A 15,364-nucleotide genomic window follows, 5' to 3' on the forward strand; every position below is an offset into this window, starting at 1 on the left:
GCTAGTCGAGGCGCACCGGAGCAAGCTCCGACCACACGTCCCCCGGTCCAGGGTTCTCGGCAGCGGATGCGCCGCCCAGGTGCTTCGCGACGCCCCACACGGCGTTGAGTGCCGTCGTGACGGCACCCTCCGCCCAGCCGGCCGTGAACGAGATGTCGTCGCCCGCGAGGAAGATGCCCCGCTGCTCGGCGGCGAGATCGTCCTGCACGAAGTGCCCGAAGAGGCGCTCCTGGTACCGGTAGTGGCCTGGCAGGTTGTTCTTGAAGGCGCCCATGTAGTTGGGGTCGGCCTCCCACGACACGGTGATCGGCTCGCCCACGATGTGCGCGCCGATGTCGAGCCCTGGGTAGATCTTGTCGAGTGAGTGCAGCATGAGCCGCGTGCGCTCCGACGCGTCGAGGGCCAGCCACTTGAGGGCGTCGTCGTTCCACGTGTAGGAGAGCAGGATGACCGCCGGCTTGTCTGGCCCCTCGTCGATCAGGTAGGTGGCGCGGGGCAGACGGTCGGTGAGGGTCATGCTCATGACGGGCTTGCCCGTCGCCGGGTCGAGGTCGCGCCAGAACGGGCGGTCGACCATGACAAACGTCTTCGAAGAGAGCATGTAGTGGCTCTTCTCGATGGCCGTCCACATCTCCGGCGTGAACAGCGCCTCGTCGGTGTCGATGCGGGCCGAGAGCAGCCACGACTGGCACGTCACGATGGCGGACGCGAACTCCTGGGTGCGCCCCCACTTCTCCGTGATGCTGACCCCGCCGTTCGCGCCGCGCCTGATCGCGGCGACCGCGCCGCGCGGCACGCCGCCGTGAAGGCTCGCGAGGCTCGTGCCCTCTGGCCAATGCTCGAGCTCGGTCGGCTCGTGGTGCCAGAGGTCGACGGGCAGCTTCTGCGCGCCACCCACGATGCGGCGGTGCGCGTCGTCGGCGTTCGTGAACACGACCCGCAGGATCTCGAGGATCGAGTTGCCGAAGTCGGTGTCCCATCCACCCGTACCGAAGCCCACCTGCCCGAAGGCCTCGATGTGCTCGAAGCTGAGATCCCTGAAGGCCGCGCTCTCTGCCACGAAACCGTAGAACGAGCGGTTGTCGAACTTCCCCACCAGCTCGTTCCAGGCGGCCTTCAGGGTCTCGGTGTCACGCGCCCGGATGGCGTCCTGGATGCGAACCAGGTCGGCCTCCTCCGTCAGCGCGCGCTTCCACGCCTCCGCCACCTCCGTGAAGAACGGGGGCAGATCGGCGGGAGTCTCCGCGTAGAACGAGGTCCCGGCGAGCTCGATGACGGTCGACGGGGTCACCTCCGCGAGCGGGTTGGGGAACGCCTGCGTCTCGAGCCCGAGCAGATCGACGTAGTGGTAGAACGCGCGCCCCGACTCGGGGAAGCGCATCCCGCCCAGGTCGGCGATCACGCTCGGAGCGGCGTCGAACGAGCGCGTCTTCAGGCGCCCACCGATGCTGTCAGCCTCGAAGATGACGGGCTTGAGCCCCATCTTCATGAGCTCGTACGCGGCGACGACACCTGCGACTCCGGCGCCGACCACGGCCACCTCGGTGCCGTGGCGGTGCTCCGGCACCGAGCCGAGGCCAGCCGGGTGCGCGAGGAACTCGTCGTAGCTGAACGGGAAGTCCGGGTTCAGCATGGTCACCGGCTGCGGGTCCTGCGGCGTGGATGCGCCTTCAGCGCGCTGGGGGCCGCTCGGCATCGGGGTCGCGATGGTCACTTGTGCTCCTTCATGATGACGGGGGTCGCGGCCGTTGCCGCGTTGACGTAGTCGTTCTCGCTCATGGCGCCGACGATGGAGTGCTTCCGACCGTACGCGAAGTACAGGGCGACGCCCACGAGCATCCACAGACCGAACACCATCCACGTGGTACCGCCCAGGGTGACCATGAGGCCGAGGCACATGACGATGCCGAGAATGGGAACGACGGGGAAGAACGGCACCTTGTAGCTGCGTGGCAGCTCGGGGCGTGCCCGGCGCAGGTAGATGACCGAGAGGTTCACGAGCGCGAACGCGAACAGGGTGCCGATGCTCGTCGCATCCGCCAGCTCGCCGAGCGGGATGAAAGCGGCCACGATCGCGATGATCGTCCCGACGATGACCGTGCCGGCGACCGGGGTGCCGGTCGAGGGGCGCACGCGGCCGAAGATCTTCGGCACCATGCCGTCGCGCGACATGCGGAACAGGATGCGCGTCTGCCCGTAGTAGACGGTCAGCACGACGCTCGCGATGGCGATGACGGCACCCACCGAGAACATGAGGGCGAGCGCCGGCTGGCCCGTGATGTCGGTGAGGATGCGCACGAACGCGGCCTCGCCGTCGTTGAACTCGGTCCACGGGAGCGCGCCGATGGCGGCGACCGCGACGAGGATGTAGACGACCGTGACGATGACCATCGACAGGATGATGGCGCGCGGCAGGTCCTTCTGCGGGTTCTTCGCCTCGTCGCCCGCCGTGGAGGCGGCGTCGAAGCCGATGTACGAGAAGAAGAGGCGGCTCGAGGCGGCCGCGACGCCGGCGGCGCCCATGGGGGCGAGCGGTTCGAAGTTCTGCGTCGTGAACGCCGTGAAGGCGATGAAGACGAAGATGAGCAGCACGATGACCTTGATGGCGACCATGACCGTGTTGACCCAGGCGCTCTCCTTCGCGCCGCGCACGAGCAGCAGCATCGCGACGATCACGAGGGCGGCCGCTGGCAGGTTGAAGAAGCCGCCGTCGAGGCCGATCGGGTTCGCGAGGGCCGGTGGCAGCGCGAGGCCGAAGACGCCAAGGGTCTCGTTGACGTACTGGCCGGCGCCGACGGCGACGGCTGCGACGGACACGCCGTACTCGAGCACGAGACACCAGCCGCACACCCAGGCGACGCCCTCGCCCATCGTCGCGTACGAGTAGGAGTAGCTCGAGCCGGACACGGGAACGGAGCTCGCCATCTCGGCGTAGGAGAGGGCGGAGAGGAGCGCCGCGAGACCGGCGACCGCGAACGCGATCCAGACGGCGGGGCCCGCCAGCGGGACCGCGGTGCCGAGGATCACGAAGATACCCGTGCCGAGCGTCGCACCGACGCTGATCATCGTCAGCTGCCACATGCCGAGCGTGCGCTTCAGGCCGCCCTCGCCAGACTCGGTCAGCGACTCGTCGGTGAGCTGCTCCAGCGGCTTGCGGCGCAGGAGCTGCGCGCCGAGCGGCGTGCGGGACCTGCCGGTCGTGGTGGGTGATGTCGCCATTGACGGTTCCGTTCTTGATCAGGGATCGATCAGCTCTGTTGAGCGTGGCCATCGTATGGTCGCACCGCGCAGCGCAGACACGGGCGATATGCTCGGTTCGTCGCGAAGATGCGACAGAATGCACGGGAGCTCGCATGCCATCACCCTCGTCACCGCACGGCCAGATCACCATCGCCCAGCTGCTCGCACGCCCCGAGCTGCACCTCGAGGCGGTCGTCGACGGATCCCTCGACACGAGCATCCGCTGGGTCGCCTCGAGCGACCTCCCCGACCCGACCCCGTACCTCCTCGGCGGAGAGTTCCTGCTGACCGCCGGCGTGGGCCTGCGCGGCCTCGACGAAGCCGGCCTGGCCCGCTACATCGAGCGGGCCGTCCGGGTCGGCGTCGTGGCGATCGGCTTCGGCATCGACCCCGTCTTCACCGAAGTTCCCCCCGCGCTCGTCGACGCGTGCCGGGCGCACGCCCTCACCCTCATCCGCATCCCGAGCGACACCCCGTTCGTCGCCGTCACCCGCACCTTCGCCGAGATGACCGAGCTGCGGCGAGTGGATGCGCTGCGCACGCTCGCCGACGCCACCCGCAGGCTCCTGCGCGCCGCATCCGCCGACCAGCCGGAGACCGCCGTCGCGGCGGCGCTCGCCGAACGCCTCCACTCGTGGGCCGCCGTCGTCGGCCAGGGCGGAACCGTGCGCGCCCGGGCGGGACAGGTGCCGCCGGCGCCCGTGCTGGGCGCCCTCGCGGAGGCCGCCGACCCGACCAAGAGCGGCCACGCCATCTACCCGCTGCGCAGCCTTGGCGGCGCGTCCCTCGGCACCCTGCTCGTCGAGGCCGCTCCCCCGGCCGGCTCGACAGCCCACGCGTTCCTCACGACGGCCCACGGCATGCTCGAGCTCATCGCCCGACAGCGCACCTCCGGCAGCGTCGCGCCCGGGCAGCTGCTCGTGCCGCTGCTCCTCGAAGACGGTGACGTCTTCGCGCGCTCGAACGTCGGCCAGGACGGCGAGCTCTGGCGCGAGCTGCTCGCGCAGGCCGCAGGCGGTGATGCGCGCGCCCGGACGCTTCGGGTCGTCGTCGCCTGCGCACCATCCGCCGCGAAAGGCACCAGCGAGCTGCACCGCTGGCGGAGCCTCTTCGACACGAAGCTCGTCACCATCTCCGCCGAGCACGCCACCGTGACGCTCATCACGCGCCTCGACGTCACCGAACGACGACTCTCATCCCTCGTCGACGAAGGCTGGAGCTTCGTCGTGGGGCGGCCCGTCGCACCCGAGCAGCTGCGCGCATCCGCCGCCGAAGCCCGCGCTCTCGAGCGTCGCGCGCGCGAAGACGGTGGAGTGGTGCGCGTCGGCGCCGACCTCGCCCCCGTGCACTCCTTCATCGGCACAGCCTCAGGCCGGGCGCTCGCCGACCGGCGCCTCGAACCGCTGCTCGCCCTCGACGCCGACGCGCGGGATGCGAAGCTCGCGCTGCTCCGAGCCTGGCTGCACGCCAACGGGCACTGGGACGCGACCGGTCGAGAACTCGGGATCCACCGCAACAGCGTGCGCCGCGGCATCGACCAGCTGCGGGGGCTGCTCGGTCTCGACCTCGACGACGCGCGCGTGCGCGCCGAACTCGTCATCGCCCTCGACTACGTCGAATAGCTACCCGGCGAGCAACTCGGTCAAGGCCCAGAGCAGCACCAGCGCTGCGACGACGATCGCGAACGCCGGCGCTCCCGCCACGAGAACCTCGCCGACACTCGCCCCGCCCCGGTACCGGCGCCGCACGCGCATCGGCGAGAGCGGTTCGCTGATGCGCGTGACGCTGCACCCCGCCGCCAAGAGCGCGTCCACGACCCGGAGACCATGCGGCGTGAACGCCGCGATCGTGTCGTCACGGCGCCGCAGAATCACTCGCGCGGCAGTCCCCGGGCCCGTCCTAGTCGGAAGCAGCAGGCGCTCGACGACGACGACCTCGTCGATGACGTCGACAGGGATGACCCGCTCCCTTCGCCGCACGGACCTGATCACGAGACCGGCCCCCTCGACCCTCGCCTCGACGAACCGACCGAAGAGCACCGCGCCCGCGCTGAGCGCCACGGCCCCGAGCAGCGCCAGCACCGCGCCACCCGTCGAACCCTTCGCCCACGACCCCGCGACAGCCTCGACGAGCGCGAACCACGCGAGGCCGGCGATAAATGCGACAGCCGCCACCACCAGAAACCACCGCCCAGCCCGTACCGACACGCGTCTCCTCCGCCCAACCCGCCGCGAGTGCCCAGCACCGGTCCACTCCGTCACCCGCGCCCACGGCGAGCAGCCGCCCGCACGAGCAAACCACCAGGGTAGCCCGCGCGACACCGCGGGGATAAGCTTCGTCCACGCTCCCCCAGCGCGCAGCACCGCATCTCCGCGAGACGAGCGCTCGCGGGACGCACCGTTGCATTTCGTGGCCTGAGCCGAGGTGAGCTCGACGTGACCCGATCCACCGATGCCCGAGCAGCACGAGTCCCCCTCCGTGCGACGCGAGGCGATGCGCTGCGCCCAGCCTTGCTGCTCATCGCCGTGCTCGCGATCGCCCTCGGCGGCATGCAGCTCGCCGTCGGCGTGGATGCACCCGCCCCGTTCTGGGTGCCGGTCGCGTTCACCGTCGTCTTCTTCGTCTGGACCGCCGCCGGCGTCATCGCGTGGTGGCAGCGGCCGCTGAGCATGGTCGGCGGTCTGCTGCTCGTCGGCGCGATCGCGATGTTCCTCGGCGGGGTCGGCAACCTCGGCCTGCCCGTGCTCGTCGAGCTGAGCACCGTCTTCGCCACCCTCATCCTCTCAGTGACCGTGCACCTGCTGCTCGCGTTTCCTTCCGGACGGCTCCAGGGGCGGCTCTCCATCGCCACGGTGTCCGTCGGCTACGGGGTGACGCTCCTGCTGCAGATCCCGCTCTACGCGCTGCCGCCCGACTCCACCTCGCACGTCATCGCCGTCTGGGTGCAGGCGGCCGTCGGACTCAGCGTCATGGGCGTCACCGCCGCGCTGCTCATCCGCCGCCTCCGCTCCGCCGACCCGAAGAACCTGCGGGTGCTGCTCCCCCTGTACCTGTACGGGATCCTGGCGGTGCTGAGCATTCCCCTCTCCGCCAACGTGCTGCGTGTCCTCGGCGCTCCGGGCGAGGTGATCGGCTCCATCCAACTGGTCGTCATCGCGGGCATCCCCGTCGCATTCCTCCTCGGTGTGCTCATCGGCGGCTACGCGCAGACAGTGGAGGCGGAGGCGCTCAGCGCCTGGTTCAGCCTCGCCGGCTCCGCGCGCACGGTCGTCGGCCCGGCGCTCGCCCGTTCCCTCGGTGACGACTCGCTGCGTGTCGCATACTGGGCGGACGAGCGGCAGGCGTTCGTCGACGAGGACGGGCTCGACGTGGATGTGCGCGCCCAGTCCGAGCCGCGCCGCTGGCAGGAGGTGCACGTCGAGTCCCGACTGGTCGGTGCCATCAGCTACGACGGGCGGATGATCGCCGACCCGGAGAGCGTGCGCCGGGCCGGTCGCGTGCTCGCCATCGCACTCGACCGCGAACGACTCACCGCGGCGCTCCTCGCCAGCAACGACGCGCTGCAGCAGTCGAGGCTCCGCATCGTCGAGACCGCCGACCGCGAGCGCGGCCGCATCGCCCGTGACCTGCACGACGGGCTCCAGGTGCAGCTCGTGCTGCTCGCCCTCGAAGCGCAGCAGATCGCGAACTCCGCCGACGCGCATCCGTCGACCGTGACCGAGGCGACCGCCTTGCGGCACCGCATCGACGTCGCCGCCGCCGACCTGCGCAGCCTCGTGCACGCCGTACTGCCGTCGGCGCTCGTGGAACGCGGCCTGACCGCGGCCGCGGAAGACCTCGTCGACCGGCTGGAGATCCCCGCCAGGCTCGTGAGCGACGCCGACGACGCCGCTCTGCCCTCCGCCACCTCGCAGTCGGCGTACCTCATCGTCGCCGAGGCCCTCACCAACGCCGTCAAGCATTCGGAGGCGCGCTCGGTGGAGGTGCGCATCACGCGGACGGGAAGCCTGCTGAGCGTCTCGGTGCGCGACGACGGACGCGGCGGCGCTCGCATCGAGGGCGGCTCCGGGCTGAAGGGGCTCGTCGACCGCATCGACACCCTCGGCGGGTCCTTCGCCTTGATCTCCCCCGTCGGGTCGGGAACGGAAGTACGAGTGGAGCTGCCATGCGAGTCGTGATCGGTGAGGATGAGGTGCTGCTGCGGGAGGGGCTCGGGCATGTCCTCACCAACGACGGCTTGGAGGTGGTCGCCTCGGTCGGGACGGCGGTCGAGCTGGAGGTCGAGGTCGAGCGGCACGTCCCCGACCTGGTGATCACCGACATCCGGATGCCGCCGAGCTACACCGACGAGGGTCTCGTCGCGGCGCTCCGCATCCGCCAAGCCCACCCCGAGGTGGCGGTCGTCGTGCTCTCGCAGCACGTGCAGCGGCGATACGCGAGCGAGCTCATCGGGCAGCGCGACGGGGGCGTCGGCTACCTCCTCAAGCAGCGCATCGCGGATGTGCGCGCGTTCACCGCGGACCTGCGCCACGTGCAGGCCGGCGGCACGGTGCTCGACCCCGACGTCGTCGCGGTGCTGCTTGCGCGAGCGAGCAAGCTCAGCGGGCCCGTCGGCGACCTCACCCCCCGGCAGCTCGAGGTGCTCGGCCTCATGGCCGAAGGGCGCAGCAACAGCCACATCGCCGCGCGCCTCGGGTCGTCCGAGAAAGCGGTGGTGCACCACACCTCGAACATCTACGACACCTTCGGCCTGCCCGTCGCCGCCGACGACCACCGCCGCGTGCTCGCGGTCGTCCGCTACCTGGCGGCGGCGGGCGACCTGGATGGCGGAGCCGGAATCCACTGAACGCACCCGCGTGTCCGTCGACCTCGATCTGCGCGGATTTGTAACAGTCACGCGTTTCTGGGCATGTAGGAGATGTGAGCCCAAACAGACTCGAGAACCACCGCGCGGAGCGCTTCTCCGCGCTGTACGACGACAGCTACGTCGACGTGCTGCGCTTCCTCGCCCGCCGCACGTCTCTCCACGCGGCCGAGGACGTCGCGCACGAGGTCTTCCTGACCACGTGGCGCCGCCTCGACGACGTGCCGACACTGCGCGACGAGGCGCGCGCCTGGCTGTTCGGCACGGCGCGCAACTGCCTGCTGCGCGAGTGGCGCGAGAGAGGCAGGCGGAACGACCTCAGCGTGCGGATCGCGGACGCCGAGCAGACGCTGCCGTTCAGCGACGAGGCGCGGGCAGCTGACACCCGCCTCGACCTCGCCACCGCGTGGAGCCGACTCGACCCGAGCCACCAGGAGGTCCTCTCGCTCGCGATCTGGGAGCAGCTCCCCTCCTCCCTCGCCGGGACGGTGCTCGGCATCAGCGCCCAGAGCTACCGCGTCCGCCTGCACCGCGCCAGAGCCGCGCTGCGTCAGCACCTCGAAGAGCCGACACCACCACCGCATTCCCCCCTCGACCGTCACGGAGCACCAGGCATGAACGTCGACGACGAAACCCTGAAGCAGCTGCGCAAGCTCGACGCTGCACCGTTCACGACCCTGACCGAGAACCAGCGGGCACGAGCCGCGACGGGCAAGGCGAACATCCTCGCCACCCCTCTCGAGGGTGAAGCGCAGCCGGTCCCCTCCGCCCGTTCTCGCAGAGGCCGCGCACGCACTCGCTCGCGCCTCGCGTGGAGCGTCGGCCTCGTCGCGGTGACGGGCGCAGCCGTGGCAGCACTCGTGTTCGCCGCGACCACCTATCTCGGCGCCCCGGGCCCCGTCGTCGGCACCACGCCGGACGCGACGAGTGAGCCGTCACCGTCGACGCCCGCGCCCGCAGAACAGCCGCAGCTGACCGAAGCCGAGGCTGTTGCCGGATGCGTCGAGGCGTGGCGACCAGATCCGTCCATCCAGTCACCAGAGCGGTACAACGCCACCTACGTGAACGACAAGGCCATCGCGAACGTCGTGGACGGCGAATGGCAGATCACCCTCGTTCCAACGCGGCAAGTTGAGGCCGAATGGAACCTCTTCTGCAACTCGTTTGGCGAGGTCGTGACGACGTTCACCAACGGCTACGAGGATTGGCCGACGCTCCCGTCACTCCTGGCGACAACCACCGGTGAGACCGTGCTGCTCACACCGGAGCACTCGCCCACGCGCCCGATGTACAACCAGGTGATGGGGACACTCGAGTTGAGTGACACCGGCTGCTGGTACCTCGTCGATGGCCGGAGCCGGGCGCTGCTGCAGTTCCCGTTCGGTTCCGTCCTGAGCGACGACGGCCAGAGCGTCGACGTTCCAGGGCTCGGCACCGTGCGCGCAGGCGTCGCGATCGATGGGACCGGTGAAGTCGGATCGGCCCCGTCTGATACCCCGGAGAGCTGCGGCGGACCGGCGCAGCCGATGGCGTTCTGGCACGTGACCTCGTGACGCGCCGGCCCCAACCTCTTCAAGACGCCGACACGTCCGGTGCCATAGGTCGTTTTCACCCCATTCGACCGCCCCAAGAGGGGTGAAAACGACCCAATTGCGGGGGCGCGGGCGCGGGCGCGGGCGGACGCTAGCCCTCCACCGGCTTGCTGTACAGCGCCCCGATGAGCGCCTTCGCGATCTCGGTGGCCGGCCCCGCGCCGTTCGCCGCCGGGGCGAGGTTCGCCCACACCACCAGCGTGACGTCGGCCTCCGGGTCGTAGCCCATGAAGGAGTTGAAGCCGGGAAGCTCGCCCGTGTGGCCGTAGAACTGGCCGAAGTGCGCGATGTTGTAGCCGTACGACGGGTCGGCCGGGTTCTTGCTGGTCGGCTGGAAGCTGTCCATCCGCGCCTGCTGCATGTCCGGTTCGAGGATGTCGCCGCTCTTCCCGCCGAGCGCTTCCACCCAGTCGGCGAGGTCGCCCGCGGTCGAGAGGCCGGCGCCAGCCGACCACGCCCACGACGGGTTGTCGAGGGTGCCGTCGTTGGGCGTGAACGTGCCCTCCTCGACCTGCTTCATGAGGTCCGGCGGCAGCTTCGACGAGCCGAGCGTGTTGACGTTCGTCCACCAGAAGTAGCCGTCGGAGTGCGGTGACGGGATGCTGCTGTCGCCGATCTCGGGGAACGACGTCTCGTCGAGGCCAAGCGGCGTGAAGATGCGGTCCTGGTAGATCTCGGCGAGCGGCTTCCCGTCCAGGTCCTCCGCGATGAGGCCGAGGAGGATCGTGTTGGTGTTCGAGTAGTGGTAGTCGGTGCCCGGCTCGAAGTCCACGGGCAACGGCAACGCCAACTTGATGAGCTCCTCCGGCTGCCACACCCGGTCGGGTTCCTCATCCAGTGCCGTGTTGAGCTCGAGCGTCTCCGTGTAGTTGGCGAGCCCGCTGCGCATGAGCAGCATCTGCTCGATCGTGATGCTGTCGCCGTTCGGCACGTCTGGGCGGTACTTCGACACCGGGTCCTCGAGCGCGATCTTGCCCTCCTGCACGAGCTGCAGGATGACGGTGCCCGTCCACGTCTTCGTGTTGGAGCCGATGCGGATGTGGTCGTCGACCGAGACGGGCGTGCTGCCGCCCGGCTTCGTCACACCGTAGGTCGCCGTGAACTCCCCCTCCGGCGTGCGCAGCAGCATCACGGCGCCCGGCTGCCCGAGCGCCTCCGCGGTCTCCTCGAAGACGGCCGTGACCGCGGCTTCGTCGAACGGCTTGAGCGTGGATGCGGGTGCCGAGGCTGCCGGCGTCTCAGCCGCGCAGGACGCCAGCCCCAGAAGGGCCACCAGTGCTGCGGCGGTCACCGTCGTGCGCTTCGCGATCGTGGACATGTCCTGTCTCCTCATCTGGTTCGTGCGCGTGCATCCTGGTCGGTCAGTAGGCCTGTTGGATGATCGCCGCGACCTGGCCGACGTTGTCGTTCGCCTCGAAGACGCCCGGCATGCCCTCGTAGAAGCCCTGGTTCACGATGATCGTGAAGGCCAGGTTGCGGCCGGACTCGGTCTGCATGACGCCGCCGAGGGTCTTGGTTGCGAGGCGGAGCCGATCGTTGAAGGCGTCGCCGCCCACGAGCGTGCCCGTCTTCGCGTACACCTTGCCCGCGGCGGGGCTGTCCTTCTGCACGTCGGCGAGCGACCCGTCGACGCCCAGGATGGGCATCGTGTCGCGCCACCGCTCGGCATCCGGCCGCTCGGCCATGAGCGACTGGATCTGCACCGCGTTCTTCGGGGTGATGTAGTTGCCCTCGAGGCCCGAGCCGTCGACGAGGGAAGCCCCCGTCGTATCCAGGCCGGCCTCGACCCAGATCGCCTGCGCGACGCCCATGCCATCCTCGTCGCAGTCGTTCTTGCCTGCGTCGACCGCGAGGCGGCAGATGAGGGTCTGGGCGCCGCGGTTGTAGCTGACCTTCATGACGTAGGTGATCTCTTCGGCGAGTGGGAGCGACTCGAGCTCGGCGACCGCGGGCAGCGCCTCGACGGCATCCCACTCGGGGAGCACCGACGTCGGGTTTTCCGCGAACGGGTCCGCACTGACCGTCACTCCCGCGCGCTCGAGCGCCTCGATGAAGGCCGTACGGGCGAACGTCGACGGGTCGTCGAACTCGAAGACGCGCAGCACGGGGTCAGCATCCGCGGCGATCGTGCCGGACACGACAAGCGTGTTGGGGTCGCTCGCCGATACCTTCGGCGCGGAGACCTTGGACTCCTCGCCCGCAGGCACCGTCTCCACCTGCAGGTCCAGTGTCCACTTGCCGACGGCTGGCGTCAGCGCGGCAGTCGCAGGCTGGCCCGCCTCGCCCGGCGTGACGAGCACGTCGAGGAGGTTCTGGTTGATGACGATCGGGGTGATGGGCTGCTCGGCGAGCGTCCCCTCAAACAGGCGGTCGTCGATGATCACGTCGCCGTTCACCGTCGTGATGCCGGACGCCTTCACCTGCCCGGCCAGCTCGTCGAGGCCCGTGAGCGGGTCCTCCGGGGTGAGCGTCGCGCCCGGCAGCGGGTTGGCGTCGTTGTGATCGAGGTTCGCGAAGCTGACCGTGCCGTCGTCCTTCGTGCGCCCGCCCATCGTCAGGTCTCCCTGCCCGACGAGCACGAGGTCGCCGTCGAGGGTGCCCGCCGAGACCTCACCGGACTGCTTCACTGGCGTCGTGACCGTGTGGTCCGGCCCCCACTTCACCCACGCAGCTCCTGCGCTGTACGTCTTCACGAACGAGCCAGGCTCGGCGAGCTTCCCACCGTCGAGATCGATGAGCGTCTCCCCCGTGTCGAGGTCCTCGACCGAGATCGACCAGCGACCGCTCGCGAACTGCGGCTGGTTCATCACTTCCAGCGCCTCATCCGGGAGCCCGGGAACCGAGACGAGCGTCGTCCCGTCCCACACCGGGCCCTCCGCGTCGTTCGCGTCGGCCGCGACGCACCCCGTGAGCAGCAGCATCGCGACGGCCCCCGCCGTCAGAACGCTTGCGCCGCGGCCGAACTCTGGTCGGCGCATCCGCCCGGCGCGCTCGCCTGGGTTCGCTGTGCCGAAGATCATGCGCCCGTTCCGTTCGCGAGAACCTCGGCGAGAGCGCGGAAGCCCTGATCCGCTGGATGCGCATCCGGGTTGTTCGAGACGTTCATGTAGACGACGATGCTCGCCCCGGTCGCCGGGTCGTGGAAGGTCGCGGCCGTGAAGCCGAGGCCCTCCCCGTTGTGCCCGAACCAGCCGTTCGTCTCCCCCATGCCGACCGCGTACAGGTCGTAGGGCGGGCTCGGGATCTTGTGCCCGATCTCCCGCAGCTCCTGCGTCTCCGGCTTCAGCAGCGCGCCCGTGCCGAGCGTCTCGGCCCACGCCCTGCCGTCTTCGAGGGTCGAGAACAGCGAACCGGCCGGCCCGAGGATCGAGGAGTTCTCCTCCATCGGCATCGGCTCGCCGTCGATGACGTACCCGGTGGGATGTGGCTCCGCCCAGTCGTCGACGTCCGTGATGTACGTCGTGCCGGTCTGCCCGAGCGGGGTCAGGATGCGCTCCTGGATGGCGTCAGCGTAGGCCGCGCCGGTGACCTTCTCGACGACCGCGCCGAGCAGGTTCGTGTTGGCGTTCGTGTACACGTACTCGGTGCCGGGCTCGAACTGAGCTGGCTGGTCGAGGACGAAGCTGTTGAGCTCCTCGAGCGTGTAGATCTTCGTCGGGTCGGCCAGGAACTTGTCCTGGAAGGCTTCGGTGACGTAGTCGGCGTTGCCGCTCGACATGTTCGCCAGCTGCAGCAGCGTGATCTTGTCGCCGTTCGTGACGCCATCGACGTACTGGTCGATCGTGTCGTCGAGGCTCAGCTCGCCCTCGTCGGCGAGCTGCAGGATCATCGAGACCGTGTACGACTTCGTGATGCTTCGGATGGGCCACGACATGTCGGTTGTCGTCGGTGTGTTCGCCTCCACGTTCGCGAGGCCGGCAGCGGTCGTCCACGAGCCCTGGCCCGGAATCCACACACCGACAGCAGCGCCCGGAACGTCGTACTCGGCCATGACCTCGTCGAGCGCTGCCCGCAGCTCGTCCTGGAGCTCAGCGGGCAGCTCGCCCTCCGGGGCGGCCGACCTGGTCACCTCCGGCGAGGCCGGGTCTGCGGAACTGCCGCCGCCGTCACCGCCGGCACTCGTGCATCCGCTCACCAGCAGGCCGAGGACGGTCGTCAGCGCCGCGAGCGGCAGGATTCGGGAGGTTCGGTGTGGAGCCTGGTGCGTCGGCATGATTCCTCATTCGTCGAGGTTCCCTGAGACGCGTCGGGGGGGGTGGCGTCTCAGGAAACAGACTCGCGGACGAGTGCGGGGCGCGGAAGGGACCTAGGTCCCTGCTGGTCAGGCGCGGTCGGGAGGCTTCTCGGAGGTGTTCCTCAAATTCAGTAGCATCACGCTCATGAGCGAAGCGCGCGTGAGGGCACGACGAACCGAGGCAGGCCGGGCGCCGGCGGCGAGACGACGCCGCGGGGTCAGCGTCGTGCTCGGCGTCGCGATCACCTTCGGAGGGGCACTCACCGCGTGTGCGCCGACCGCGCAGCCATCGGAACCGGGCGAGACGATCTGGCCAGCGCCGGGGCCCGCGAGCACGAACACCACCGACACGACCATCCTCTACGCGGCTGGCCGCGAACCGACGTCCGTCATGGAGGCGAGAGTCACGGGCACGCTCGCGCTCAGCGAGGGCGGATGCTGGGTCGTGGGCACGGGCGATGAGCAGACCTTCGTGCAGTTCCCCTTCGGCTCGGTGCTCGCGCCCGGCGGGCAGAGCATCGACGTGCCGGGCTTCGGAACCGTCGGCGCCGGCGACACCATCGACGGAGGCGGCGGGTACGGGAGCGCGCCGGCTGATGCGCCCGAGGCCTGCGGGGCCCCTGGTCAGCCGATGGTGTTCTGGCAGACGACCTGAGCGGCCCCGGAGGGCGAGCGGTGGGGCTCAGACGGAGGGGTCGGCTTCACCCGGAGGCGTGGACCTCAACCGGAGCGGGTGGGCTTCAGCCGGAGCGCGAGCGACGAGGCCTCAGCCGGAGGGATTCTCAACCGGGAAGCCGTCGGCATCCGTGCCGGCTTCAGGGTCTACCTCGCTCGGCGGGGTGGGCACGCTCTCGTTTCGGGCCGCGTCCGGGTCGCCGCGGTCCTCGCCCACGGCGCGGACGCTTCTCAGCGCGTCGCGCTCGGCCGCTTCGGCCGCCTCCGCTGCGCTTGGTCCCTCGTCGGACGTGTCGGCACCTGCTGGCTCATTGGTCATGGCCCGGACGCTACGCGACGAAGATCTGTGGCCCCGAGGGGTTGCGCGCCAGCGCTGGCGATGCATCCCTCCGCGATCAGCGGCGGCCGGTGCCCTGGTCGCCGCCCTCACCCGACGAGACCTGTGCGTCGCGTCGTCGGCGGGCCGCCTCACGGTAGACGACCCAGAGGAGCGTCGTCGGCAGGACCAGCAAGATGCGATGGAACAGGTCCCCGGTCTGGAAAGACGCGGCGACGACGAGTACCGACAGCAGCACGAGGCCCGCGAGAATCCAGCGGCGTTCGGTCCTGGTGTTCATATCGACCTCCGGTGTTCGACATTGTGGCTCGCGTTCCGGTCGCGCTCCCGTGAAAGCGCCCGCGACCCAGCCAACCAGTCGTCGCTCCGCGTTCGCTCCGCACGCTCCCGCGCATCTGTCAGGAACGTTGGTATGGCCATAC

13 protein-coding genes are annotated in these 15,364 nt (G+C 69.8%); 5 read left to right on the forward strand and 8 right to left on the reverse strand.

Annotated features, from left to right (window positions below; genetic code table 11):
• Position 1: 1 nt before the first annotated feature.
• Both ACQFZP_RS06560 and ACQFZP_RS06565 read right to left on the reverse strand, forming a co-directional pair.
• Positions 2–1,714 (reverse strand): flavin monoamine oxidase family protein, encoded by a 1,713-nt coding sequence (locus ACQFZP_RS06560; protein WP_374100748.1) that lies wholly within the window; start codon positions 1,712–1,714, stop codon positions 2–4.
• Entirely contained in the window at positions 1,711–3,219 is a 1,509-nt protein-coding gene (locus ACQFZP_RS06565) for an amino acid permease (protein ID WP_211890685.1), read from the reverse strand. Before ACQFZP_RS06565 ends, ACQFZP_RS06560 begins: the two co-directional genes overlap by 4 nt.
• Before the next feature lie 134 nt (positions 3,220–3,353).
• On the opposite strand from ACQFZP_RS06565, the gene ACQFZP_RS06570 reads away from it, so the two are divergent.
• Positions 3,354–4,862, forward strand: a complete 1,509-nt coding sequence (locus ACQFZP_RS06570) for a PucR family transcriptional regulator ligand-binding domain-containing protein (RefSeq protein WP_211890686.1) — start codon at positions 3,354–3,356, stop codon at positions 4,860–4,862.
• Here the strand turns inward: ACQFZP_RS06570 and ACQFZP_RS06575 are convergent, their stop codons facing one another.
• The gene (locus ACQFZP_RS06575) at positions 4,863–5,447 is read right to left on the reverse strand and encodes a hypothetical protein (RefSeq protein ID WP_211890687.1); all 585 of its coding nucleotides are present in this window, start codon (positions 5,445–5,447) and stop codon (positions 4,863–4,865) included. It lies immediately after the preceding gene.
• A gap of 228 nt (positions 5,448–5,675) precedes the next feature.
• On the opposite strand from ACQFZP_RS06575, the gene ACQFZP_RS06580 reads away from it, so the two are divergent.
• From ACQFZP_RS06580 to ACQFZP_RS06590, 3 genes are all read left to right on the forward strand, one after another.
• Positions 5,676–7,418: a sensor histidine kinase gene (locus ACQFZP_RS06580; RefSeq protein ID WP_211890688.1), complete on the forward strand. Its 1,743-nt coding sequence runs from the start codon at positions 5,676–5,678 to the stop codon at positions 7,416–7,418.
• Positions 7,406–8,086 (forward strand): response regulator transcription factor, encoded by a 681-nt coding sequence (locus tag ACQFZP_RS06585; RefSeq protein ID WP_211890689.1) that lies wholly within the window; start codon positions 7,406–7,408, stop codon positions 8,084–8,086. The genes ACQFZP_RS06580 and ACQFZP_RS06585 overlap by 13 nt, the downstream gene beginning before the upstream one ends.
• Positions 8,087–8,160: 74 nt before the next feature.
• On the forward strand, positions 8,161–9,657 hold the full coding sequence (locus tag ACQFZP_RS06590; RefSeq protein WP_211890690.1) for an RNA polymerase sigma factor: 1,497 nt from the start codon (positions 8,161–8,163) through the stop codon (positions 9,655–9,657).
• Positions 9,658–9,787: 130 nt separating this feature from the next.
• On the opposite strand, the gene ACQFZP_RS06595 is transcribed toward ACQFZP_RS06590, so the two are convergent.
• From ACQFZP_RS06595 to ACQFZP_RS06605, 3 genes are read right to left on the reverse strand one after another with little or no spacing between them, the layout of a single operon-like run.
• Positions 9,788–11,014, reverse strand: coding sequence for a serine hydrolase domain-containing protein (locus ACQFZP_RS06595; RefSeq protein WP_211890691.1), 1,227 nt, complete (start codon positions 11,012–11,014; stop codon positions 9,788–9,790).
• Between the two features lie 43 nt (positions 11,015–11,057).
• Positions 11,058–12,716 carry a D-alanyl-D-alanine carboxypeptidase/D-alanyl-D-alanine endopeptidase gene (gene dacB / locus ACQFZP_RS06600; RefSeq protein ID WP_211890692.1) on the reverse strand — a complete coding sequence of 553 codons (1,659 nt, stop codon included), beginning with the start codon at positions 12,714–12,716 and terminating at the stop codon, positions 11,058–11,060.
• Positions 12,713–13,909, reverse strand: a complete 1,197-nt coding sequence (locus ACQFZP_RS06605) for a serine hydrolase domain-containing protein (protein WP_211890693.1) — start codon at positions 13,907–13,909, stop codon at positions 12,713–12,715. The genes dacB and ACQFZP_RS06605 overlap by 4 nt, the downstream gene beginning before the upstream one ends.
• 166 nt (positions 13,910–14,075) lie before the next feature.
• Here ACQFZP_RS06605 and ACQFZP_RS06610 point away from each other — a divergent pair, with 166 nt between their 5' ends.
• Complete coding sequence (locus ACQFZP_RS06610) at positions 14,076–14,585, forward strand: hypothetical protein (protein WP_211890694.1); 510 nt, start codon at positions 14,076–14,078, stop codon at positions 14,583–14,585.
• A 111-nt stretch (positions 14,586–14,696) separates the two neighbouring features.
• Here ACQFZP_RS06610 and ACQFZP_RS06615 read toward each other — a convergent pair whose 3' ends face one another.
• Together ACQFZP_RS06615 and ACQFZP_RS06620 are read right to left on the reverse strand one after the other, a co-directional pair.
• Positions 14,697–14,924: a hypothetical protein gene (locus ACQFZP_RS06615; RefSeq protein WP_211890695.1), complete on the reverse strand. Its 228-nt coding sequence runs from the start codon at positions 14,922–14,924 to the stop codon at positions 14,697–14,699.
• Between the two features lie 76 nt (positions 14,925–15,000).
• Positions 15,001–15,222, reverse strand: coding sequence for a hypothetical protein (locus ACQFZP_RS06620; RefSeq protein WP_211890696.1), 222 nt, complete (start codon positions 15,220–15,222; stop codon positions 15,001–15,003).
• Positions 15,223–15,364 lie beyond the last annotated feature (142 nt).

Source organism: Pseudoclavibacter sp. Marseille-Q434 (assembly GCF_050315415.1).
GTDB lineage: Bacteria > Actinomycetota > Actinomycetes > Actinomycetales > Microbacteriaceae > Pseudoclavibacter.

What these genes read in the sequence shown, in the direction of transcription:
- ACQFZP_RS06565 (WP_211890685.1), bottom strand. Translation starts at nt 3,219, where the DNA reads ATGGCGACATCACCCACCACGACCGGCAGGTCCCGCACGCCGCTCGGC.
- ACQFZP_RS06570 (WP_211890686.1), top strand. Translation starts at nt 3,354, where the DNA reads ATGCCATCACCCTCGTCACCGCACGGCCAGATCACCATCGCCCAGCTG.
- ACQFZP_RS06585 (WP_211890689.1), top strand. Translation starts at nt 7,406, where the DNA reads ATGCGAGTCGTGATCGGTGAGGATGAGGTGCTGCTGCGGGAGGGGCTC.
- ACQFZP_RS06595 (WP_211890691.1), bottom strand. Translation starts at nt 11,014, where the DNA reads ATGTCCACGATCGCGAAGCGCACGACGGTGACCGCCGCAGCACTGGTG.
- dacB (WP_211890692.1), bottom strand. Translation starts at nt 12,716, where the DNA reads ATGATCTTCGGCACAGCGAACCCAGGCGAGCGCGCCGGGCGGATGCGC.
- ACQFZP_RS06605 (WP_211890693.1), bottom strand. Translation starts at nt 13,909, where the DNA reads ATGCCGACGCACCAGGCTCCACACCGAACCTCCCGAATCCTGCCGCTC.
- ACQFZP_RS06610 (WP_211890694.1), top strand. Translation starts at nt 14,076, where the DNA reads ATGAGCGAAGCGCGCGTGAGGGCACGACGAACCGAGGCAGGCCGGGCG.
- ACQFZP_RS06615 (WP_211890695.1), bottom strand. Translation starts at nt 14,924, where the DNA reads ATGACCAATGAGCCAGCAGGTGCCGACACGTCCGACGAGGGACCAAGC.
- ACQFZP_RS06620 (WP_211890696.1), bottom strand. Translation starts at nt 15,222, where the DNA reads ATGAACACCAGGACCGAACGCCGCTGGATTCTCGCGGGCCTCGTGCTG.